We start from the raw sequence: 20,019 nt of genomic DNA, 5'->3' as shown, positions 1-20,019 counted from the left end.
ATGCCAGACACCGATTTCACCATCCATCCGGTCTCGCCCACACTGGGCGCCGAGATCCGCGGCCTCGACCTGTCGCAACCGCTCCGCCCGGCGACGGCGACGGCCCTGGCCGGCGCGCTGGACCGCCATCTGGTGCTGGTCTTCCGCGGCCAGACCCTGTCGGACGCCGACCTCATCCGCGTTTCCGGCCATTTCGGTCCGCTCGACAAGGCGCCGATCACCGAGAACGGCCGGCTGCATGCGCCGGGCCATGAGGAGGTCTACGTCATCTCCAACATCACGGAGAATGGCCGGCCCATCGGCGCGCTGGGGGCGGGAGAGTCGGTGTGGCACGCCGACATGACCTATCTGGAGACGCCTCCCTATGCCAGCAGCCTCTATGCGCTGGAGGTGCCGGCGGAGGGCGGCGATACCGGTTTCCTCAGCATGTTCGCCGCCTTTGACGCCTTGCCGGAAGCGCTGAAACGGCGGGTGGAGGGTCTGTCGATCAAGCATGACAGCACCACCAACAGCGGCGGCTATCTGCGTCAGGGTTTCGCCACGCCCACCGATGTCGCCACCTCGCCCGGCACGGTGCATCCGCTGGTCATCGCCCACCCGGTGACGGGCGCCAGGGCATTGCTGCTGGGTCGCCGTCCCCATGCGCACATTCCCGGCCTGTCCGTGGCGGAGAGCGAGGCGCTGCTGGATGAAATCTGGGCGGCGGCGGTGCGCCCGGAGCTTGCCTGGCACCACCGCTGGCGCGTCGGCGACCTGGTGATGTGGGACAACCGCTGGACCATGCACCGCCGCGACCCCTTCCCCGACGACCAGCGCCGCCGCATGCACCGCACCCAGATCGCCGTGCCGGCGGACCGTCGGCAGGACCCACGGCGGACGGTGGCCGCATGACCGTCACCGCCGCCCTGCGTCCGCTGGCGAAGGCACCGGCGGAGGCCCTGGCCCGCGTGCGTTTCGTCCTGACCGACATGGACGACACCCTCACCCACCGGGGCCGCCTGTCCGTCCGCACCTACGACGCCCTGGAGCGGCTGCGCGATGCCGGGATTCCGGTGCTGCCGGTCACCGCCGCCCCCGCGGGCTGGGCCGACCAGATGGCGCGCATGTGGCCGGTTGACGGGGTGATCGCCGAGAATGGCGGCCTGTTCCTGCGCCGTACCGCCGATGGCGATGTCGAGCGCCGCTATTGGCACGGGGAGGAGGAGCGGACGGTGGCCGCAAGGCGGCTGGAGCGGTTGCGGCAGGCCATCCACGGCGTTTTGCCCGAGGCGAAACTGGCGAGCGACCAGCCCTTCCGCCTGTGCAGCCTCGCCTTCCGCCTGCCCTCCGATCCCGCCTTGCGAACGGCGCTGGTCCGTCACTTCCGCAACGCCGGAGCGGAGGTGACTGTCAATTCGCTGTGGGTGCTCGGCTGGTTCGGCGGCTACGACAAGCTCGGCATGGCGCGCCGGGTGATGCGCGAGGTTCACGGCCTCGACATCGACGCCGCACCGGAGGCCGTCGCCTATGCCGGCGATTCGGTCAACGACGCGCCGATGTTCGCCCATTTCCCGACCTCCGTCGGCGTCAGCACGGTCATCGACTTCCTGTCCGACATTCCCCGGCCGCCGGCCTGGATCACGCGCGGCCCCGGCGGCGACGGCTTCGTCGAGCTGGCCGACGCGCTGCTGGCGGCACGGACCCTGCCCTCCCTTATCCCGGAGCCACGCTCCGCAGGAGACCATCATGAGCCTTGATCGACCGTTCTCCCTCACCCGCCGCCATGCTCTCGGCCTCGGTGTCGGCGCGCTCGCCGCCGGGTTCGCGCCCCTGCGGCCGGCGAATGCTGCCATTCCCGCCGGCACCGTGCTGAAGGTCGGCGACCAGAAGGGTGGCGTCCAATCGGTGATCGAGGCCGCCGGGCTTCTGGCCGACCTGCCCTACCGCATCGAATGGAGCCAGTTCCCGGCCGCCGCCCCCCTGTTGGAGGCGCTGAATGCCGGCGCCATCGAGGTCGGCTATGCCGGCGACGCGCCGACCACCTTCGCGCTGGCCGCCGGCACCTCGGCCAAGATCATCGGCGCGGTGCGTTCCAACCCGCAGAGCACCACCATCCTGGTGCCGGGCTCTTCCCCCATCCGCAGCGTCGCCGACCTGAAGGGCAAGACCATCGGCACCGGGCGCGGCTCCATCGGCCATTACCTCGTGCTGGCGGCGCTGAAGGCGAACGGGTTGAAGCCGGACGACGTGAAGATCGCCTTCCTGCTGCCGTCGGATGCCAAGTCGGCGCTGGCCGCCGGCTCCATCGACGCGTGGTCGACCTGGGGCATCTATGTGTCGCAGGCGCTGCTGGTGGACGGTGCCCGCGCGGTCGTTACCGGCACCGGCCTGATGAGCGGCCTGTCCTATCAGTCCGCCACTTTGGAAGCCATCGCCACCAAGCGCGAGGCGTTGACCGCCCTGATCCGCCGCTTCGCCGCCGCCCGGCTGTGGGCCCTTGAGAACAGCGACGCCTATGCCGGCATCTGGGCCAGGACGGTCGGCGTCGATCCCGCCATCGCCCGTCACACCTTCGGCGTCGAGCGGGCGCGGCCGGTCGCCATCGACGCCTCGGTCATCGCCGACCAGCAGGCGACATCCGACGTCTGGCGCGAGTTCGGCATCATTCCCAAGCGGCTGGACGCGGCGGCGATCTTCGATCCCGGCTTCAACAGCGCGCTGCCGGCCTGACGACGGCGAACCGCAGGAAGGCGATGCGGGATGGCGATGCTTCCGACCAACCTCGACATGGACGTGCTGCGGGCGCTGGTGATCGCCATGGAGCATGGTGGCTTCGCCCGCGCCGCCGAACGGCTGGGCCGGACCCAATCGGCGATCAGCCTGCAGATGAAGAAGCTGGAGGAGCAGGTCGGCCAGCCGCTGTTCCGCAAGGCCGGCCGCACGGTGGCGCTGACCGATGCCGGCGACCTACTGCTGGGCTATGCCCGACGCATCGTCGCGCTCAACGACGAGGCCCTGTCCGCCGCCCGCGGCCGGGCGATGGACGGCACCGTGCGGGTCGGCTTTCCCCAGGATCTGGCGGAACGTTGGCTGCCATCCGTGCTCGGCTCCTTCCACCGCGCCCATCCCCGCATCCATGTCGAGGCCCAGGTCGGCCGCGGGCGCGAGTTGCGCGAGCGGGTGGCGCAAGGGGCGCTCGATCTCGCCCTCGCTTTCGGCGAGATCGGCGGCGATTCTGCAAAGACGACGACCGGAGCGGCCACTCTGGCCCATCTGCCGGTGGCCTGGGTGGCACCAGACGGCTTCCGTGCCGACCGGGACAGCCCTCTGCCGCTGGCCCTGCTCGACGCGCCCTGCATGTTCCGCCAGCATGGTATCGAGCGGCTGGACGGCGGCGGGCGCCCGTGGCGCATCACCTTCACCAGCCCCAGCCTGTCCGGCTTGTGGGCGGCGGTGGAGGCCGGGCTGGGCGTCACCATCCGTACGCCTCTGGGCCTGCCCGACACGCTGGCGCCCCTTGAGCCGCATCATGACCTGCCGGAACTGGGCTCGGTCCCGCTGGAACTGCATCGCGCGCCGTCCGCCGCCAACCCGGCGGTCGATCGTCTGCACGGGATTCTGGCGGACTCGCTGGCCGCGGTCCTGCGCGACGCGGGCGCACAGTAATAACAAAAAATTTTCGTTACTTAAGTTTTTCTCAACAGTGTAGTTTGTGTTTTTTGTTTTTCCTATTCACGCAATAGGAATAGGCTTTCTCCCGTAGCCACCGCAATCGAACGGCCTCGGGAGGGATCATGACGGCAGCCACCGCGACCCAACGGACGGGAACCCGATCCCGGAGATGGACGCGTCCGGCAGGGACGCTTCCGGCGGGTCTGCGCCGCTGTGCGGTGCCGCTGGCGCTGCTGGTGTTGTGGCAGACCAGCGTCGGGCTGGGCTGGATTTCCACCCGCACCATCCCCTCGCCCGGCCAGATCCTGACTGCCTTCTGGGACCTGACGGTCAGCGGCGAGCTGGCGGTGCATCTGCTGGTCTCGCTCGGCCGGGTCAGCGCCGGGCTCGCCATCGGCGTGTCGGCCGGCACCGTCTGCGCGCTGATCGCCGGCCTGTCGCGGCGGGGCGAGGATGCGCTGGACGCGCTCCTGCAGATGCTGCGCACCCTGCCCCATCTGGCGCTGGTGCCGCTGTTCATCCTGTGGTTCGGCATCGGCGAGACGCCGAAGATCGCGCTCGTCGCGCTCGGCACCGCCTTCCCGATCTACCTGAACCTGTTCGCCGGCATCCGCACCGTCGACGCCAAGGTGGTGGAGGCCGTCTCCACCCTCGGCCTGACGCGGTGGGAGCTGATCGCCCAGGTCATCCTGCCGGGCGCCCTGCCCGCCTTCCTGACCGGCCTGCGCTATGCGCTCGGCGTGGCGTGGCTCAGCCTCGTGGTGGGCGAACAGATCAACGCCTCCAGCGGCATCGGTTATCTGGCGATGACGGCGCGGGAGTTCCTGCGCACCGACGTGATCATCGTCGCCCTGATCGTCTACGCGATCCTCGGCCTGCTCGCCGACCTGATCGTCCGCTTCATCGAACGCTCGGCGCTGGTCTGGCGCCCGGCCTTCATCAAGGAGTGACCCTCCATGAGCCACACCCTTTCCCGCATCGCCGCCTCCCAGTCCACGACCGGCAAGCCTGTCGTCAGCGTCCGCGGCCTCGTCCGCAACTTCGGCAACGGCAATGTGCTGGACGGCCTGTCGCTCGACCTTCAGCCGGGGTCCTTCACCGCACTGCTCGGCCGGTCCGGCTGCGGCAAGTCCACGCTGCTACGCACCCTGGCCAAGCTGGACCCGGCGCCGGAGGGCACCGTGCAGCTGCCGGAGGAGCGCGCCGTGGTGTTCCAGGAGCCGCGGCTGGTGCCCTGGATGCGGGTGCTGCGCAACGTCACGCTGGGCCTGCGCCGTCCGGATGCCGAAGCCCGTGGCCTCGCGGCCCTGGTGGAGGTCGGACTGTCCCACCGCGCCCGCGCTTGGCCGCTGACCCTGTCGGGCGGCGAGGCGCAGCGGGCGGCGCTGGCCCGCGCCCTGGTCCGCGAACCGCGCCTGCTGCTGCTCGACGAGCCCTTCGCAGCGCTGGACGCGCTGACCCGGATGCGCATGCAGGGCCTGGTGGAGACCCTGTGGCGCGCCCATGCCCCTGCCGTCCTGCTGGTGACCCATGACGTGGACGAGGCGCTGTTGCTGGCAGACCGCGCCGTGGTGATGGCCGACGGCAAGATCGCCGCCGACATCCCGATCCCGCTTGCCCGCCCGCGCCGCCATGGCGACCCCGGCTTCATCGCGCTGCGCTCCCGCCTGCTGGCCGAGCTTGGCGTCGACGAGGAGCATCTGGCCGCACGGGACCCGCAGCGCACCGACGCCACGGCAGCCGACACCAGGACAAGCGGCGCCCAGGCAGCCGGTGCAAGACCCGGCGGCTACGGCCTGCCCGCCGGTGCCGCCGCTGCGCCCAGCCTCTGACCCTCGACGCCGACGGACCCGCCGCCATGACGACCGATTTTGTCCGCCTCCCCTCCACCCCGTTCGGCCGCCGCAGCCTGTTGCGCGGAGCCTGCGGCGCCCTGGCGCTGGGCGCCCTGCCCAGCCTTTCGCAGGCCGCCTCCGGCCCGGCCTCCGAAACCGTCCTGCGCGTCGCCGACTACAAGGCGCTGGACGGGCTGGCGCTGGACGCGTCCGGCAATGCCGGGTCCAGCTTCCGGTCGCAGTTCGCCGAATTCGCGTCGGGCAACCTAATCGTCGAGGCGATCAATGCCGGCTCCATCGACGTCGGCTCCAGCAGCGAGATCCCGCCCGCTTTCGGCATCGCCGCCGGCGCCCGCCTGTCCATCGTCGCCGTGGTCAAGGACGACGTGAACTGGCAAGTGGTGCTGGTGCCGCCCGGCAGCCCGATCCAGTCGGTCGCCGACCTCAAGGGGAAGCGCGTCGGCTATGTCCGCGCCACCACCACCCAGTACTATCTCGCCAAGATGCTGGGCGAAGCCGGCCTGCGTTTCACCGACATCCAGGCGATCAGCCTGACCCCGTCGGAGGGACAGGCCGCCTTCGAGCAGGGCGCGCTCGATGCCTGGGCGATCTACGGCTACTCGGTGCCCTTCGCCATCAAGAAGGGGGCGCGGGTCCTCGTCACCTCCAACGGCTACCTGTCGGGCAACTACCTGTATCTCGCCTCGCCCGACGCGCTGGCCGATCCGGGCAAGTCCGCCGCCATCGGCGACTATTTCCTGCGGCTGCGCCGCGCCTTCGCCTGGCGCGCCGCCAATCTGGAGCGCTGGGCGCAGGTCCATTCCGCCGCCATCGGCGTGCCGGTCGAAACCGACCTGGAAATCCTGCGCAAGAATTCCCGCCAGCGCGATCTGGCGCCGATCGCCGATGCCGACGTCGCGTCCGCCCAGAACGTCGCCGACACCTTCCACCAGTTGGGCGTGCTGCCCAAGCGCATCGACATCGCCCCGGCTTTCGACCGCCGCTTCACCGACATCCTGTCGCGTCCGCTCAGCTGACGGGCAGGCCACGAAAATCCCTTTCCCGACTCCGGCCACGCAAAAAGAGGAACGCCGCCATGACCGCCACCCAGACCTCTTCCGCCCACCCGCTCCGCTTCGTCGGCTTCGTCGGCAACCACAATGCGTCGGAGATCATCCCGCGCCAGGGTCCGGTGGTGGACCGCGACTACATCGAGACGGTCGCCAAGGCCCATGAACTGGGCGGGTTCGACTCCGTGCTCCAGGCCTTCCACGCAGATGCACCGGACAGCCTCCAGGTCAGCCAGCACATCACCAGCGTCACCGACCGGCTGGGCGTGCTGATCGCCCACCGCCCCGGCTTCCAGGCGCCGACCATCCTCGCCCGCCAGCTCGCCACGCTCGACCAGCTGAGCCGCGGCCGCGTCGCCATCAACGTCATCACCGGCGCCGAGCGCAGCGAGCTTGCCCGCGACGGCAACATCGTGGACGACAAGGACGACCGCTATGCCCGCACGTCGGAATTCCTCGACATCGTCCGCGCCGAATGGACCAGCGACAAGCCCTTCGACTATCAGGGCCGCTTTTATCAGGTCGAGAAGGCCTTCTCGCAGGTGAAGCCCTACAACGCGTCGGGCATCCCGGTGTGGATCGCCGGCGCCTCCGCCGCGGCCGTCGAGGTGGCGGGACGCCATGCCGACACTTATGCGGTGTGGGGGGAGACCCACGATCAGGTGCGCGAGCTGCTGGCCCGCGTGCGCGCCGCCGTCGCCAAGGCTGGCCGTCCGCAGCCGGCCTTCAGCCTGTCGCTGCGCCCGATCCTGGCGGAGACCGAGGACGCCGCCTGGGCCAAGGCCGAGAGCATTTACGAAAAGGCCAAGGCGCTGCTGGAGAAGACCGGCTTCACCCGCGGCGATCTGCCGAACAACGAAGGCGCCCGTCGCCTGCTCGCCATCGCCGACAAGGGCCACCGTCACGACAAGCGCCTGTGGACCGCCATCGCCTCCCTGACCGGGGCGAAGGGCAACTCCACCTCGCTGGTCGGCACGCCGGATCAGGTCGCCGACGCCCTGCTCGACTATTACGACCTCGGCGTCTCCACCTTCCTGATCCGCGGCTTCGACCCGCTGCCCGACGCCATCGCCTATGGCCGCGACCTGCTGCCGCGCGTCCGCCAGCTGGTGGCCGAACGCCAGCGCGCCCAGGCCGTCGCGGCGGAGTGACCGCAAGGTGGCGATCCGCTCCCCGGTCATCCTCAACCAGTTGGGCCCCGCGGTGGGAGAGCGGATCGCCGCCCACCCCTCGCGCCCCACGGTGCTGGACCATCGGGCCGGCCACGCCCCCTGGGACCTGCCGGCCGACGTTGAGGTCCTGCTGACCCGTCCGCTGATCGGGTGGGAGGCGGCTCCCGCTGCCCCTCCCCCCGGCTGGGGCAACGGCTTGCGCTGGATCCAGTCGGCCTCCACGGGCATGGATTTCTACCCGCCCTGGCTGCTCGACGGCGCCCCGGTCGTCACCTGCGCCCGTGGCGTATCGGCGGTCGCCATCGCCGATTACGTGATGACGGCGATCCTGAGCGTCGAGAAGCGGTGGGACGCCATCCGCCTCACCGGACCGGAGGACTGGCGGCGCGAGACGCTGGGCAGCCTGTCCGGCAAGCGGCTGGGGCTGGCCGGCTTCGGCGCCATCGGCCGGGCGGTGACCGAGCGAGCGCTCGCTTTCGGGATGACCGTCGGGGCGGTGCGCCGCTCCGGCTGGGCCGAACCGGAAGCGGGCGTGGAGCCGTTCGACCGGCTGGAGGAGCTGGCGGCGGTCAGCGACCATCTGGTGCTGGCCCTGCCGCTGACCGCCGCCACCCGCGGGCTGGTGAGCGCAGACCTGCTGGCGCATGCCAAGCCGGGGCTGCATCTGGTCAACGTCGCCCGCGGCGCGCTGGTCGATCAGGACGCCCTGCTCGCCGCCATCGACCGCGGCCGGGTCGCAAACGCCACGCTCGACGTGACCGACCCCGAGCCGTTGCCCGCCGGCCATCCCTTCTACCGCCATCCCGCGATCCGGATGACGCCGCATGTCTCATGGTCCGCCCCGGACTTCGACCGGCGGCTGGCCGACCGCATCCTCGCCAACCTCGACGCCTACGCGCGCGGCGAACCGCTGCGCGACGTGGTGGACGCCGGCATCGGCTACTGACCCTTTTGTAACGGAGCCCCGCCTGATGACCCACATCCAGCCCAGACCCCTTGGATCCGAAAGGCGCAAGTTCTGGCCGCCGGTCGATCCGGTCAGCTACACCAGCGTCGAGGAGGAGCGGCAGCACCGCAAGCAGCGGCTCGCCGCCACCTTCCGCCTGTTCGGCCGCTACGGCTTCGACCAGGGTCTGGCCGGCCATGTCACCGCCCGCGATCCCGAGCATCCCGACCGCTTCTGGATCAACCCGCTGGGCCAGCATTTCCGCACCATCCGGGTGTCGGACCTGCATCTGGTCGACGGCGACGGCACCATCCTGCAAGGCGACCGCGCCATCAACCAGGCCGGCTTCACCATCCATTCCGCCATCCACCGGGCGCTTCCCGACGTGGTGGCCGCCGCCCACACCCATTCGACCTACGGCAAGGCATGGTCGGCGCTCGGCCAGCCGCTCGCGCCGCTGAGCCAGGATGCGGCCGCATTCTACGAGGATCAGGTGATCTTCGATCCCTATTCCGGCGTCGTCCTGACCGAAGGCGAAGGCCGGCGGCTGGTGGAGGCGCTGGGCGACCGGAAGCTGGCGATCCTGAAGAACCACGGCCTGCTGACCGTCGGCCCCAGCGTCGAGGCCGCCGCATGGTGGTTCATCAGCGCCGACAACGCCGCCCACACCCAGTTGCTGGCCGAGGCCGCCGGCCGGCCCCAGCCCATCGACCATGAGACCGCGCTGCTGACCCGCTCCCAGGTCGGCACCCACCAGGGCGGCGCCTACAACTTCCACCCGCTGTGGGACTGGATCGTGGCGGCCGAACCCGACCTGCTCGACTGACACTGTCCCGTCCCACCTTTCGCGAAAGCACAAGACCAATGACCGCGAATCCGGCCCCTGCCCTTTCCCGCCCCTTGGCCCGCCCCCTGTCCCGCCGCGGCCTGATCGCCGCCGGCGCCGTCACCCTCGCCGCTCCGTTCGTCCTGCGCCGCCGGGCGGTGGCGGCGGAACCGCTGCGCCTGTCGTGGAACGCGGGGGCCGTCTGCTTCTCCGCCGTGCCGCTGGCCTTCCAGCTCGACCTGTTCAAGAAGCACGGGCTGGAGGTCGAGCTGGTCAACTTCACCGGCTCCACCGATCAGCTGCTGGAGGCCATCGCCACCGGCAAGGCCGATGCCGGCGTCGGTATGGCGCTGCGCTGGCTGAAGCCGCTGGAGCAGGGTTTCGACGTCAAGATCTCCGCCGGGCTGCATGGCGGCTGCATGCGGTTATTCGGGGCCAAGGCGGCGGGGGTGAAGACCGTGCTTGACCTGCCGGGCAAGGTGATCGGCGTCAGCGACATGGCCAGCCCGTCGAAGAACTTCTTCTCGGTCGTGCTGACCAAGTTCGGTCTCGATCCCAACAAGGACGTCGAATGGCGCCAGTTCCCGGCCGACCTGCTTGGGCTGGCGGTGGAGAAGGGCGAAATCCACGCCATCGCCGACGGCGACCCGCTGGTCTGGAGCCAGACCAAGAACCCGCAGATGGTGGAGATCACCAACAACGTCTGCGGCGAGTTCGCCACCCGCACCTGCTGCCTCGTCGGCGTGCGCGGCAGCCTGCTGCGCGACAACCGCCCGGCGGCCAAGGCACTGACCGCCGCCCTGATCGAGGCGCAGCACGCCGCCTACGCCGACCTGCGCGCCGCCGCCGCGGCCTATGCCCCCTTCGCCCCGAAATTCCCGGTGGAGGAGCTGGAAGCGATGCTGCGCAGCCATGCCCACAACGTCACCCCCATCGGCGACGAGTTGCGCCAGCAGCTGGCGCTCTACACCGACGAACTGAAGAGCGTGTCGGTCATCAAGCGCTCCACCGACAGCCAGCGCTTCGCCGGGCGCATCACCGTCGACCTCGCCTGAACCGGCTCCTTTGTAGCGGGATTGCCTGCCATGCCCTTCGATGACCTGCCCTTTCCGGCCTCTCCGTTCGCCGGGACCGCCCCGGCCCCGGCGTCCGACCCGTCGCTGATCGCCGCCCTGTCGGCGGAGTTCGCGACGCGCGCCGCGGAGCATGACGCCGCGGCCAGCTTCCCCTTCGAGAATTTCGAGCGGCTGGCATCGTTCGGCCTTCCGGCGCTGGTCACACCAGAGGCGGCAGGCGGAAAGGGCGGCGGGCTGCGCGATGCGCTGGCGGTGGTGAACGGGATCGCCGCCGGCGAGCCGTCCACCGCGCTGGTCCTGGTGCTGCAATATGTCATCCACAACCAGCTCTGGCGCGGCTCCGCCTGGCCGGAGGCGCTGCGCGAGCGCATCGCCCGCTCCGCCGCGACCGACGGCGCGCTGATCAACATCCTGCGGGTGGAGCCGGAACTGGGCACGCCGCACCGCGGCGGGCTGCCGGCGACGGTAGCGCGCAAGGTGCCGGGCGGCTGGCGCCTCTCGGGCACCAAGATCTACTCCACCGGCATTCCGGCCCTGTCATGGCTCGGCGTCTGGGCCCGCACCGACGATGCGGAACCGCTGGTAGGCACCTGGGTGGTCCCGCGCGGCACCGGCCTCGCCGAACAGGGGATCGAGGTGCGGGAGACCTGGAACCACATCGGCATGCGGGCGAGCGGCAGCCACGAGGTGGTGTTCCACGACGTCTTCGTCCCCGACGATCATGCCGGCGAATTGCGCCCTCCCGCCGGCTGGGCCGCCCCCGACGCGGTCGCCACCGCCTGGATGGCTGCCCTGTTCAGCGGCGTCTATGACGGCATCGCCCGCTCCGCCCGTGACTGGCTGGTCGGCTTCCTGCACGCCCGCAAGCCGACGGGGCTGAACGGTGCATCGCTCGCCACCGTCCCCCGCCTGCAAGAGGCTCTGGGCGGGATCGAGGCGCTTCTGCTGACCAACCGCATCCTCCTGCGCTCCCTGTCGGCGGCGGTGGACGGCGGCACGCCGCCGTCGCAGAGCGACGCCCTGCTGGTGAAATACACCGTGACCAACAACGCCATCGACGCGGTGGCGCGAGCGCTGGAGATCACCGGCAATCCCGGCCTGTCGCGCGACAACCCGCTGGAGCGCCATCACCGCGATGTCCTGTGCGCCCGCGTCCATGCCCCGCAGAACGACATGCTCCTGACCGGCGCCGGGCGCGCCGCCCTGTCGCGGTAATCGGGGGGATCGGCGAGGCATCGGAGCAACTCAGGCGGCAAGCGCTCATTGCAGCGCGTAGCGAATGGGAAGCGTGATGTCGATCTGGGCGCGGCCCATCCCGGCAGGGATCGGCGGAAGCGGCGACGCCCGCTGGATCATCTCTTCCGCGGCCTGATCGAGGCTGCCGTGCCCCGATCCCTGGACGACCGCCCAGCCCGTTATGGTGCCGTCGGCGACGATGGTGAAGCGGACCAGCACGGTGCCTTCCTCCCGCCTCAGGCGCGCGGCCTGCGGATAGATTTTGTGACGGGCCAGCCTTGCCTGGATCGTGCCGAAGTAATCGGCCGACTGCCTGTCGGAGTTAGCCGGCGGGTCCGAGGATGGCGCCGAAACCGCCGCCGGCGCGGATGGTTGGGTCGCCGGTGCGGATGACGCCTGCATCGCCGGCTCCGCGACGCGTCTGGGCCTGTCCGTCGGGAGGATTGCCGCCGGCAGAGCCCTGGCGGGAGACGGGGTACGCTGCTGGAGGCCGGGCGATGGCCGGCGTGCTGGAATGGGCGGCCGGATGGGCGGCGGCGTTTCCTCCTTGAGCGGCTCCGCCGGAACCGGCGCGGACGGCTCCGCGACCGGTGTGTCGGCGACCGGCGGCATCGGGGCATCGGGAGGCGATTCCGTAGTGGCGTCGCCGGTGTCGGGCGGCGGCTCCGGTTCCGGCTGCCGCGGCGGCTCGGACGGAGGGTCCGGAACCGGCTCCGGCCGGGCACCGTCCTCCGCGTCCATGATGCTTTCCGCAACCGGCACCGACGGCGACGGTGGTTCCGCCGCAGCCGCGACGAAGGAAAGCTCCACCGCAACCACCGCCGGCTGGGGAGCCGGCGGTGCATGCAGACCGACCGCAAGGGCGATCACCCCCGCGTGCAAGGCAAGCGAAAGCGGCAGGCTCCACCGCGCCGCCGGGGTCCGGGCGGTCGATGGAACGGGTGCCGTCTCCGCGGCAAGACGGCGCGAGGGGGCAATCGTCCGGTGCTCGGGCATGGGGCGGACCTTCGACGGGGTGAGGCGCGGTGCGACGGACGGTCCGCCTTAGAACTTCACCGTCATGCCGGCGATGAAGGACCGCCCCGCCCCCGGCAGTGCGCCGACCGTGCCCCGGCTTCCCCCCGCCCGGAAATCGGCATAGTCGACACCGCCCAACGGCAAATAATACCGCCGGTCGAACAGGTTCTCGACGCCGGCATCGACCCGGACGTTGCCCCACTCGTATCCCGTCCGCAGATTGACCAGCGCATAGCTGGGTGTCTTCGGTTCGTTGCGCGCCGCTTCCACCCGGTCCTTGCGGGCGGTCGCCTGCAACTCGACGGCACTGTTCCAGCCACCCAGCCGGTGTTCCATCGTCAGCAGGGCGTTCAGCGGCATGATGTGATAGAGCGCGTCGCCGGTGTCGAGGTTACGGCCGTGCACCCAGCCGACCACGCCGGACAGGCGGAAGGAGCCGATCCTGTCATCCTCGTACAGCCCGGCCGCCGCCGACAGGTTGGCGCCGACCAGGATGGCGTCATGGTTGGCGAAGCGCAGCTTGACGAAGCCGTTGCTCAGCGTGCCGATCCGCTCGACGTCGATGAAATCCTGCACATAGGTGTAATAGGGGGTCAGCTTGACCTCCCAGAATTTGCGGGCGGCATCGTGCAGCGACAGGGTGGTGCTGATGATGTTGGCGATCTCCGGCTTGAGGTCGGGGTTGCCGACATAGCCGTTGGCGTCGCCGAACCAGCCGTTCATGATGCTCGACATCCCGCCGGTGCCCCAGGCGTAGCGCTCGTAGAGGTTCGGCGAGCGGGTCTTGCGGGCATAACCGGCTTCGATCGCGCTGGTGTCGGAGGGGGTGTAGCGGACCAGGGCCGTCGCATCAAGATTGACGTCGGTGCGGCCACGGCCGCGGGCGTTGAAGGCGCGCGCATCGGCCGCATCCGGGTTGGCCATCGGCATCATGCCCCCCATGCCCATACCCAGGCTGTTCTGCCAGAAATAGGGCTGCACCGCGCCGGTGTCCATCCACACCACGTCATTGCGCACGCCGAGCAGCGTCGTCCAGGCCGGCGACCAAGTCGCCTCCCACTCGGCGAAGGTGCCGAGGCGGTTGCGGGTGCCGTCCTTGACGTTCCAGTAGGTCAGCGGACTCATCATGCTGCTGCCGGCCACGGGGTCCCACCAATCGTCGAGACGGGTGTGGCGAAACTCGTTGCCGACGCGCAGGGTATCGCGCGCCGACAGCGGCAGCGTCGCATTGACCGAATAGCCGGCGTCGGTGGTCAGCGTGTCCATCGGCATGCCGCCGCCGGCGCTGCCGCCCTTGTCCTCCAGGAAATTCATGGTGTGCCGCGTCCGCCGCCAGTTGGCGCGGGCGTCGAGAGTTCCCCAGTCGAAGGCCCCTTCGTACCGGCCGTTCAGGAAGGCGGTGCGGTTATCGGTCAGATCCATGCGCTGGGTGGGAAAGCCCTGGTAGGGCATGGTCTGGATGCCGCCCTGCAGCGTGACCTGATGCCCGTCGCGCCGCGCCCCGAACGTCACCGCATTGTCCTGCACGTTGTAGAGGGTCGAGCGGACGGCTTGGCCGTCGCCGGCCTTGTAGTTCCCGGCCCGGCTCCAGGATCCGCTGTAGCCCAGGCTGAGGCTGTCGGTGGCGATGGACGCCTCGGCGGCCCCCGTCACGCCGCGGCCGTTGGACCGGTAGGAGGCCGACAGTTTGCCCTCGGTATGCACCGCCTCGCCCGCCGGAGCGAAGACCGGAGGCGCGCTTTCGGCGGCGATGGTGCCGGCGATGCTGTCGCCGCCGGCGCTGACCGGCGTGATCCCAGCCAGCACTTCGATTTTGGACAGGCGCGTCGGCGTGATGGTGGACAGCGCCGGGTTCATCTGGTTGGGGCAGGCGGGGGCGACAGGCGCGCCGTCGACCAACACATTGACGCGGTCGGCGCCCAGCCCGTTCAGCGCCGGCAAGCTCGACACGCCGCCATTGCCATAGAGGCTGACGCCGGGCAGGCCGCGCAGCAGGGCCGCGACGTCTCCGGTGGCGGGCCGACGGGCGGCCAGCCCATCCCCGCCCAGGGCGGTGCCGGCGGCCAGGGCATCGTCCGGGCCTGCGATCACGGAGATCGCCGGAAGCGATTGGGCAAGCGGCGGAACAATCTGGGCGGACACGGCGGCGGGGAACAGTGCGGTGAGGGCTGCACCGGACAGCAGGGCGGCGCGCAGGGCGCCGGCCGCGGCGAAACGCAACGTCATGATTTATCTCGATCTGAGGCCAGCCGAACACGGCCCCACGCCATCGGCGCGAAGGATGTGCAAGGCTGCGAACAGGGAAGGTCGGCAAGGGCGGATCGACGCACGGAGATCCCGCGCGGCGATCCCACAATTCCGGCCTCAGACCGGTGGCGCGCGGGCCTGGAGGGTGGAGAGGAACCAGCCGGCGGCAATCACGTCGCCGGGCAACGCTTCGGGGCTGTGGCGTCCGACCGACGCGCGCGTCATCCGCAGATCCGGCGGCGGCAGCGCCAATCCGCCGATCAGCGGACAGAGCGGACAGGAACCGCCGGACATCAGCAGATCGCCTTGGAGCAGATCGCCTTGGCCCAAACCGCTTTGGCCCGAATCGTTCTTCGCCGAATCGCTCTCGTCGCCTGCCGGATCGCCTGCCATTCCGTGGTCGTCCATAACCACGGTCTTGAACCCATCCGGCGTGCAGATAACGATCCGGCTGCTCTCGGCCGCAGTGGCGGATGCGATGACGGCGGGCATCCAGGCCCAGGCGACGACCTGCAACAGCAGCGCAATCGCACCGGCCGCAAGGCCGGCCCGTCGCGTGGGTCGCAGTCTGTCCTGGGTCGCGTTCATGCCGATCCGTGCATCAATCCATCGCACGTGCAACCGCACGCATTGGGTGCGGCACATTAGCCGAAGTGCCGCAGTCGGGATCAGCGGCATTTTCCCGCAGGCCCCAGATCGGACGCCCAGATCCGACGCCAAGATCCGACGGCGAACTTCTCCTTGCAGGTCGTACGACGACACGATATGTAACGTTATAACATTGCATTTCTGATGTGAACTCTCCGATGCTCTCGTTCGTTCGCAAAGCTTGACCGGGGGCGCCGCGTCGCTCATGAATGATCCCGGTTCTGGTTCTTCCGGCGGTTCGCCGCCGGAAGCTAAGAGGGAACCCGGTGAGCCGCCGACCCTGCGAAGGGAAGTGCGGTAAGGCCGGGGCTGCCCCCGCAACTGTGAGCGGCGAGCCGTACCGTCATTTCAAGCCACTGGCGCCCATCGGCGCTGGGAAGGCCCGACGGAACGGCGACGACCCGCAAGCCAGGAGACCTGCCAGCACCACAACGAAACGTCCTCGGGCGGGGTGTCCCGGTGGAACGCTTGCCATGCGTGTGCCCGGACTCCGCTCCGGTCGCGCCGCGTGCTCCGCAAGACGTCCGCCATGCCTCCCCGTCCGCAAAGACAGGAAGCACGGATGGCGTCAGCGCCCTTCCCCACAGAGGCATCGGCCCCTCCCCCCGCCATCGCGGTGGAGCGGCTGGGCTGCCGGCTCGCCGGCCGCATGGTCCTGTCGGACATCGGCTTTTCGGTTCCCGGCGGTGAAATCCTCGGCATTCTCGGGCCCAACGGCTCGGGCAAGACCACGCTGCTGCGCTGTCTCGCCGGCCTGCAACCCCCGTCCGCCGGCCGGGTCCTCATCGACGGCGACGATCCGCGCGCCCTGCGGCCGGTCGAACTGGCCCGCCGGCTGGCGCTCCAGGCGCAGGATTCCACCGCCGCGCTCGGCCTCACCGTGCGTGACGTGGTCGGCATGGGACGGCTGGCCCACCGCCGCTCCCCTTTCGCCGGGGCCGGGGCGGAGGACCGCGCCATCGTCGAGGACGCCCTGGACCGCTTGGAGCTGTCCGGGCTGGCCGTGCGGGCGGTCGAACAGCTGTCGGGCGGCGAACGCCAGCGGGTGATGATCGCCCGCGCCCTGGCCCAGCGCCCGCGCATCCTGCTGCTCGACGAACCGACCAACCACCTGGATATCCACCACCGCTTCGCCGTGCTCGATCTCGTGCGCTCGCTCGGCATCACCGTGGTGGCGACGCTGCACGACATCGAGCTGGCGGCACGCTGGTGCGACCGCATTCTGCTGCTGGCCGACGGACGGCTCCAGGCCGATGCCGCGCCGGAGGACGCACTGACCCCCGACCGGCTGACCGCCGTCTACCGCGTCGCCGCGGCGGTGGACCGCCGCCCCGATGACGGCCGGCTGCGCATCGACCTGTCGCCCCTGACGGAGTCACCACGATGAGACGCATTCTCCGCGGCGTTCCGCCTTTTGCCCTGACCTTGGCCCTCACCCTACAAGCCGGCGGCGCCCTCGCCCAATCCTACCCGGTCGAGGCCGCCAACTGCTTCGAGACCGCCCGCTTCGCCGCGGCGCCGAAGCGGCCGATGGTCCACGACACCAACATGACCCAGACCATGCTGGACCTCGGCCTCGCCGACCGGCTGGTCGCCGTTTCCGGCATCGAGGGGGTGGAGCACCGGCTGATCGCTCCGCCGGGCGTGGTCGCGGCGCTGCCCCGGCTGCCCGACCGCTCGCCGACGCTGGAGGCGGTACTGTCGGTCAATCCCGACTTCCTGTTCGCCGGCTGGAGCTATGGCTTCAACGAGGCGCGCGGCCTCACCCCGGCCCGGCTGTCGGAGATGGGCGTGGCGACCTACACGCTGCGGGAAAGCTGCATCCGCATCGGCCCGCGCGAGCCGATCGGCATGGACACGCTTTATGCCGATCTGCTGGCGCTGGGCGTCATCTTCGGCGTGACGGAGCGTGCCGAAGCCATGGTCGCCGATTTCCGCCGCCGGGTCGCCGCCGTCACCGAGCGTGTCGGCGCCGTCGCCGACCGGCCGCGCGTAATGTATTGCGATCAGTGCCACACCGACGCGGCCCCCTTGTCGGTCGGGCGCGAAGGGATGACCAGCCTGCTGATGGAGCTGGCCGGCGGGCGCAACATCTTCGACGACATCCCCGACAGCTATGTCCGGGTGAGCTGGGAGGAGATGGTGCGGCGCGATCCGCAATGGATCATCGTCAGCGCCCACCGGATCCCGGCCGAGGACGCCATCCGCCATCTGACCTCGGCACCGCAGCTGGCCGACGTCGAGGCCGTGCGCAAACGGCAGTTCATTGTGCTGACCTATGCCGAGCAGACGCCCTCCACCCGCAATGTCGAGGCGCTGGAGCGGATGGCGCGGACCCTGCACCCGGAGCGCTTCACGCCATGAACCGCTCCCGCCTGCTGGGCCTGTCGTTGCTGCTGGCCGCCGCGCTGACCGTGTCCGCGGTGGCCGCCGTCGGCTTCGGCGCCGCCCGCGTCCCCATTCCCAAAGTCTGGGCGGTCGTCATGCACGAGCTGTGGCCGGCACTGGCCGCTCCCGCCGACGCCAGTCGGGCCGAGCGCAACATCGTCTGGGAATTGCGGGTGCCGCGCGTGCTGCTGAGCGCGCTGGCCGGCGCCGGACTGGCGGCGGTGGGGGCGGTGCTTCAGGTGCTGACGCGCAACCCGCTGGCCGACCCCTATCTGTTCGGCGTGTCGGCCGGCGCCTCGGTGGGGGCGGTGACCGTTCTGCTCTATGCCGGCGCGGTCGCCGGAATGCTGGGTCTGCCGGTCGCCGCCTTCTTCGGTGCGCTCGCGGCGATGCTGATTGTCTTCGCCGCGGCACGCGGGCGCGACGGCGTGGTGACCGGCGAAAGGCTGGTGCTGACCGGTGTCGCGGTCGCCTTCATCCTGCACGCCGTCACCAATGTTCTGATCGTCATGGCGACGGATCGCGGCGCCGACGCCGCGTTGTTCTGGATGATGGGCGGCTTCGGCACCGCGCGCTGGAGCGTGCTGCCCGTCCCGGCGGGTCTGGTCGTCGGCGGGCTGCTGTGGCTGTGGCTGCGGGCGGAGACCGTCAACACGCTGGCCCTGGGCGACGACGCGGCCCGCTCGCTCGGCACCGATCCGGGCCGCCTGCGGCTGGAGCTTTTCCTCGTCACCGCCCTGATGACCGGGGCGCTGGTGTCGGCCTGCGGCGGCATCGGCTTCGTCGGGCTGGTGGTGCCCCACATCGCGCGGATTCTGGTCGGCGGGCATCTGCGAGCGCTGCTGCCGGTGGCAGCGCTGGGCGGGGCGCTGCTCCTGCTGTGGGTGGACGTCGTCGCCCGGTCCCTGTTCGCCCCGCGCGAGATTCCGGTCGGCATCGTCACGGCACTGGTCGGCGGTACCTTCTTCCTGTGGCTGATGCGGCGGAGAGGCACGCCATGACGCAATTCCCGGCGAACCCGCCATCCAGGCGCGCCATCGTCCTCTACGGGCGCGCCTCATTCGACCATGGGCAGAACCTGAAAGCGCTCGCATCGGCTTTGGCCGCCCGGCACGCGGCGCGCGGCGAAGCCGTCACGGTGGCGACCGCCCATGCCGACCTGTCCGGCCCCGCATTGCCCGGCGTGCTTGCGGATCTGGAGCGGGACGGCGTGACCGAGGCCCTGGTCATTCCCGCCATGGTTCCGGCCGATCCCAGCCTGTCGGCATGGCTGCCGGGCGCGCTCAACCATTGGGCCACGGCGACCAGCACCGCGATGGCCGGCACCGCGATGGCCATCCGGCTGGCGCCGCCGGTGGAAAGCGCACTCGACCTGCCCGCCGCCCTCGACCGCATCGCCCTCAACTCCATCGCCGGCGAGCCGACGGACGCCCCTGCACAGGATGTCCGCAAAACAGAGCCCAGCCTCGGCAAACCCGGCTGGTCGGCCATCCCCGAACATGGCCGGCAGCTCTTCGTCTGTGTCGGCGCCCGCTGCCTGCATCGCGGTGCCGAGCCGCTGTACCAGCATCTGCGCGCGGCGATGAAAGGGCACCGCGCCCTGAACGCCGGTCCGCGCCGGGCGATGTGCGCGCGGACGAGCTGCCTCTATCCCTGCAACCGCGGACCGCTGCTGGTCGTCCAGCCCGACGCCGTCTGGTACGGCGACCTGACGCCCGCGAAGATCGACCGCATCGTCGCCAGCCACCTGCTGTCCGACGCCCCGCCCGCCGCCGACATCCTCCACCGCAATCGCCCGGCGGAGCGGGCGGAGGACGACCCGATGGGGTGATCCGGCCTCCCTGATCTCCAGCCGTCCGGTTTTTCCATCTCAACCGAACGGCGCCGTCCATCCAGCACCCCGCACT

At 70.4% G+C, this 20,019-nt stretch carries 18 protein-coding genes, 1 pseudogene and 1 riboswitch; of the genes and pseudogenes, 16 read left to right on the top strand and 3 right to left on the bottom strand.

Going from position 1 to position 20,019, the window contains the following annotated elements; genetic code table 11:
• The 12 genes and pseudogenes from ABNQ38_RS09375 to ABNQ38_RS09320 all read left to right on the top strand — a co-directional run bounded on the left by ABNQ38_RS09375 (position 1) and on the right by ABNQ38_RS09320 (position 11,791).
• Entirely contained in the window at positions 1–891 is an 891-nt protein-coding gene (locus ABNQ38_RS09375; RefSeq protein WP_377807206.1) for a TauD/TfdA dioxygenase family protein, read from the top strand.
• Positions 888–1,736, top strand: a complete 849-nt coding sequence (locus ABNQ38_RS09370; protein ID WP_377807205.1) for an HAD family hydrolase — start codon at positions 888–890, stop codon at positions 1,734–1,736. Before ABNQ38_RS09375 ends, ABNQ38_RS09370 begins: the two co-directional genes overlap by 4 nt.
• Positions 1,726–2,709, top strand: coding sequence for an ABC transporter substrate-binding protein (locus ABNQ38_RS09365; protein ID WP_377807204.1), 984 nt, complete (start codon positions 1,726–1,728; stop codon positions 2,707–2,709). Before ABNQ38_RS09370 ends, ABNQ38_RS09365 begins: the two co-directional genes overlap by 11 nt.
• Before the next feature lie 30 nt (positions 2,710–2,739).
• The gene (locus tag ABNQ38_RS09360; RefSeq protein WP_377807203.1) at positions 2,740–3,645 is read left to right on the top strand and encodes a LysR substrate-binding domain-containing protein; all 906 of its coding nucleotides are present in this window, start codon (positions 2,740–2,742) and stop codon (positions 3,643–3,645) included.
• 128 nt (positions 3,646–3,773) lie between these two features.
• Complete coding sequence (locus ABNQ38_RS09355; protein ID WP_377807202.1) at positions 3,774–4,601, top strand: ABC transporter permease subunit; 828 nt, start codon at positions 3,774–3,776, stop codon at positions 4,599–4,601.
• A 6-nt stretch (positions 4,602–4,607) separates the two neighbouring features.
• Positions 4,608–5,339: pseudogene (locus tag ABNQ38_RS09350) on the top strand (ABC transporter ATP-binding protein); the annotation flags it as partial.
• A gap of 170 nt (positions 5,340–5,509) precedes the next feature.
• The gene (locus tag ABNQ38_RS09345) at positions 5,510–6,523 is read left to right on the top strand and encodes an ABC transporter substrate-binding protein (RefSeq protein WP_377807201.1); all 1,014 of its coding nucleotides are present in this window, start codon (positions 5,510–5,512) and stop codon (positions 6,521–6,523) included.
• A gap of 59 nt (positions 6,524–6,582) precedes the next feature.
• Entirely contained in the window at positions 6,583–7,707 is a 1,125-nt protein-coding gene (locus ABNQ38_RS09340) for an LLM class flavin-dependent oxidoreductase (protein WP_377807200.1), read from the top strand.
• 7 nt (positions 7,708–7,714) lie between these two features.
• Positions 7,715–8,674, top strand: coding sequence for a D-isomer specific 2-hydroxyacid dehydrogenase family protein (locus tag ABNQ38_RS09335; protein ID WP_377807199.1), 960 nt, complete (start codon positions 7,715–7,717; stop codon positions 8,672–8,674).
• A gap of 25 nt (positions 8,675–8,699) precedes the next feature.
• A complete protein-coding gene (locus tag ABNQ38_RS09330; RefSeq protein WP_377807198.1) occupies positions 8,700–9,500 on the top strand; it encodes a class II aldolase/adducin family protein in 801 nt (266 codons plus the stop codon).
• A 38-nt stretch (positions 9,501–9,538) separates the two neighbouring features.
• Entirely contained in the window at positions 9,539–10,555 is a 1,017-nt protein-coding gene (locus tag ABNQ38_RS09325) for an ABC transporter substrate-binding protein (protein WP_377807197.1), read from the top strand.
• A 30-nt stretch (positions 10,556–10,585) separates the two neighbouring features.
• Positions 10,586–11,791, top strand: a complete 1,206-nt coding sequence (locus ABNQ38_RS09320) for an acyl-CoA dehydrogenase family protein (protein WP_377807195.1) — start codon at positions 10,586–10,588, stop codon at positions 11,789–11,791.
• Positions 11,792–11,836: 45 nt separating this feature from the next.
• Here ABNQ38_RS09320 and ABNQ38_RS09315 read toward each other — a convergent pair whose 3' ends face one another.
• From ABNQ38_RS09315 to ABNQ38_RS09305, 3 genes are all read right to left on the bottom strand, one after another.
• The gene (locus tag ABNQ38_RS09315) at positions 11,837–12,808 is read right to left on the bottom strand and encodes a TonB family protein (protein WP_377807194.1); all 972 of its coding nucleotides are present in this window, start codon (positions 12,806–12,808) and stop codon (positions 11,837–11,839) included.
• A 48-nt stretch (positions 12,809–12,856) separates the two neighbouring features.
• A complete protein-coding gene (locus ABNQ38_RS09310; protein WP_377807193.1) occupies positions 12,857–15,055 on the bottom strand; it encodes a TonB-dependent receptor in 2,199 nt (732 codons plus the stop codon).
• Between the two features lie 138 nt (positions 15,056–15,193).
• Positions 15,194–15,664: a hypothetical protein gene (locus tag ABNQ38_RS09305; RefSeq protein ID WP_377807192.1), complete on the bottom strand. Its 471-nt coding sequence runs from the start codon at positions 15,662–15,664 to the stop codon at positions 15,194–15,196.
• Positions 15,665–15,929: 265 nt separating this feature from the next.
• A riboswitch (cobalamin riboswitch) is annotated at positions 15,930–16,164 on the top strand.
• A gap of 122 nt (positions 16,165–16,286) precedes the next feature.
• Between ABNQ38_RS09305 and ABNQ38_RS09300 the strand changes: the two genes are divergently transcribed.
• From ABNQ38_RS09300 to ABNQ38_RS09285, 4 genes are read left to right on the top strand one after another with little or no spacing between them, the layout of a single operon-like run.
• The gene (locus ABNQ38_RS09300) at positions 16,287–17,111 is read left to right on the top strand and encodes an ABC transporter ATP-binding protein (RefSeq protein WP_377807191.1); all 825 of its coding nucleotides are present in this window, start codon (positions 16,287–16,289) and stop codon (positions 17,109–17,111) included.
• Positions 17,108–18,088 carry an ABC transporter substrate-binding protein gene (locus tag ABNQ38_RS09295; RefSeq protein ID WP_377807190.1) on the top strand — a complete coding sequence of 327 codons (981 nt, stop codon included), beginning with the start codon at positions 17,108–17,110 and terminating at the stop codon, positions 18,086–18,088. The genes ABNQ38_RS09300 and ABNQ38_RS09295 overlap by 4 nt, the downstream gene beginning before the upstream one ends.
• Positions 18,085–19,113 (top strand): FecCD family ABC transporter permease, encoded by a 1,029-nt coding sequence (locus ABNQ38_RS09290; RefSeq protein WP_377807189.1) that lies wholly within the window; start codon positions 18,085–18,087, stop codon positions 19,111–19,113. Before ABNQ38_RS09295 ends, ABNQ38_RS09290 begins: the two co-directional genes overlap by 4 nt.
• Complete coding sequence (locus tag ABNQ38_RS09285) at positions 19,110–19,943, top strand: ferredoxin (protein ID WP_377807188.1); 834 nt, start codon at positions 19,110–19,112, stop codon at positions 19,941–19,943. Before ABNQ38_RS09290 ends, ABNQ38_RS09285 begins: the two co-directional genes overlap by 4 nt.
• The last annotated feature ends 76 nt before the right edge of the window (positions 19,944–20,019 follow it).

Origin of the sequence: Azospirillum sp. A29, assembly GCF_042604625.1 — a bacterium.
In the GTDB taxonomy this organism is placed as follows: Bacteria; Pseudomonadota; Alphaproteobacteria; order Azospirillales; family Azospirillaceae; genus Azospirillum; species Azospirillum palustre.
The sequence above is the reverse complement of the archived record's forward strand: the minus strand, read 5'-3'. Positions and strand labels throughout refer to the sequence as shown.

Bases quoted from the DNA above. Each gene is read 5' to 3' on its own strand.
- ABNQ38_RS09375 (WP_377807206.1), top strand. From the start codon at position 1: ATGCCAGACACCGATTTCACCATCCATCCGGTCTCGCCCACACTGGGC.
- ABNQ38_RS09370 (WP_377807205.1), top strand. From the start codon at position 888: ATGACCGTCACCGCCGCCCTGCGTCCGCTGGCGAAGGCACCGGCGGAG.
- ABNQ38_RS09365 (WP_377807204.1), top strand. From the start codon at position 1,726: ATGAGCCTTGATCGACCGTTCTCCCTCACCCGCCGCCATGCTCTCGGC.
- ABNQ38_RS09360 (WP_377807203.1), top strand. From the start codon at position 2,740: ATGGCGATGCTTCCGACCAACCTCGACATGGACGTGCTGCGGGCGCTG.
- ABNQ38_RS09355 (WP_377807202.1), top strand. From the start codon at position 3,774: ATGACGGCAGCCACCGCGACCCAACGGACGGGAACCCGATCCCGGAGA.
- ABNQ38_RS09345 (WP_377807201.1), top strand. From the start codon at position 5,510: ATGACGACCGATTTTGTCCGCCTCCCCTCCACCCCGTTCGGCCGCCGC.
- ABNQ38_RS09340 (WP_377807200.1), top strand. From the start codon at position 6,583: ATGACCGCCACCCAGACCTCTTCCGCCCACCCGCTCCGCTTCGTCGGC.
- ABNQ38_RS09330 (WP_377807198.1), top strand. From the start codon at position 8,700: ATGACCCACATCCAGCCCAGACCCCTTGGATCCGAAAGGCGCAAGTTC.
- ABNQ38_RS09325 (WP_377807197.1), top strand. From the start codon at position 9,539: ATGACCGCGAATCCGGCCCCTGCCCTTTCCCGCCCCTTGGCCCGCCCC.
- ABNQ38_RS09320 (WP_377807195.1), top strand. From the start codon at position 10,586: ATGCCCTTCGATGACCTGCCCTTTCCGGCCTCTCCGTTCGCCGGGACC.
- ABNQ38_RS09315 (WP_377807194.1), bottom strand. From the start codon at position 12,808: ATGCCCGAGCACCGGACGATTGCCCCCTCGCGCCGTCTTGCCGCGGAG.
- ABNQ38_RS09310 (WP_377807193.1), bottom strand. From the start codon at position 15,055: ATGACGTTGCGTTTCGCCGCGGCCGGCGCCCTGCGCGCCGCCCTGCTG.
- ABNQ38_RS09305 (WP_377807192.1), bottom strand. From the start codon at position 15,664: ATGAACGCGACCCAGGACAGACTGCGACCCACGCGACGGGCCGGCCTT.
- ABNQ38_RS09300 (WP_377807191.1), top strand. From the start codon at position 16,287: ATGGCGTCAGCGCCCTTCCCCACAGAGGCATCGGCCCCTCCCCCCGCC.
- ABNQ38_RS09295 (WP_377807190.1), top strand. From the start codon at position 17,108: ATGAGACGCATTCTCCGCGGCGTTCCGCCTTTTGCCCTGACCTTGGCC.
- ABNQ38_RS09290 (WP_377807189.1), top strand. From the start codon at position 18,085: ATGAACCGCTCCCGCCTGCTGGGCCTGTCGTTGCTGCTGGCCGCCGCG.
- ABNQ38_RS09285 (WP_377807188.1), top strand. From the start codon at position 19,110: ATGACGCAATTCCCGGCGAACCCGCCATCCAGGCGCGCCATCGTCCTC.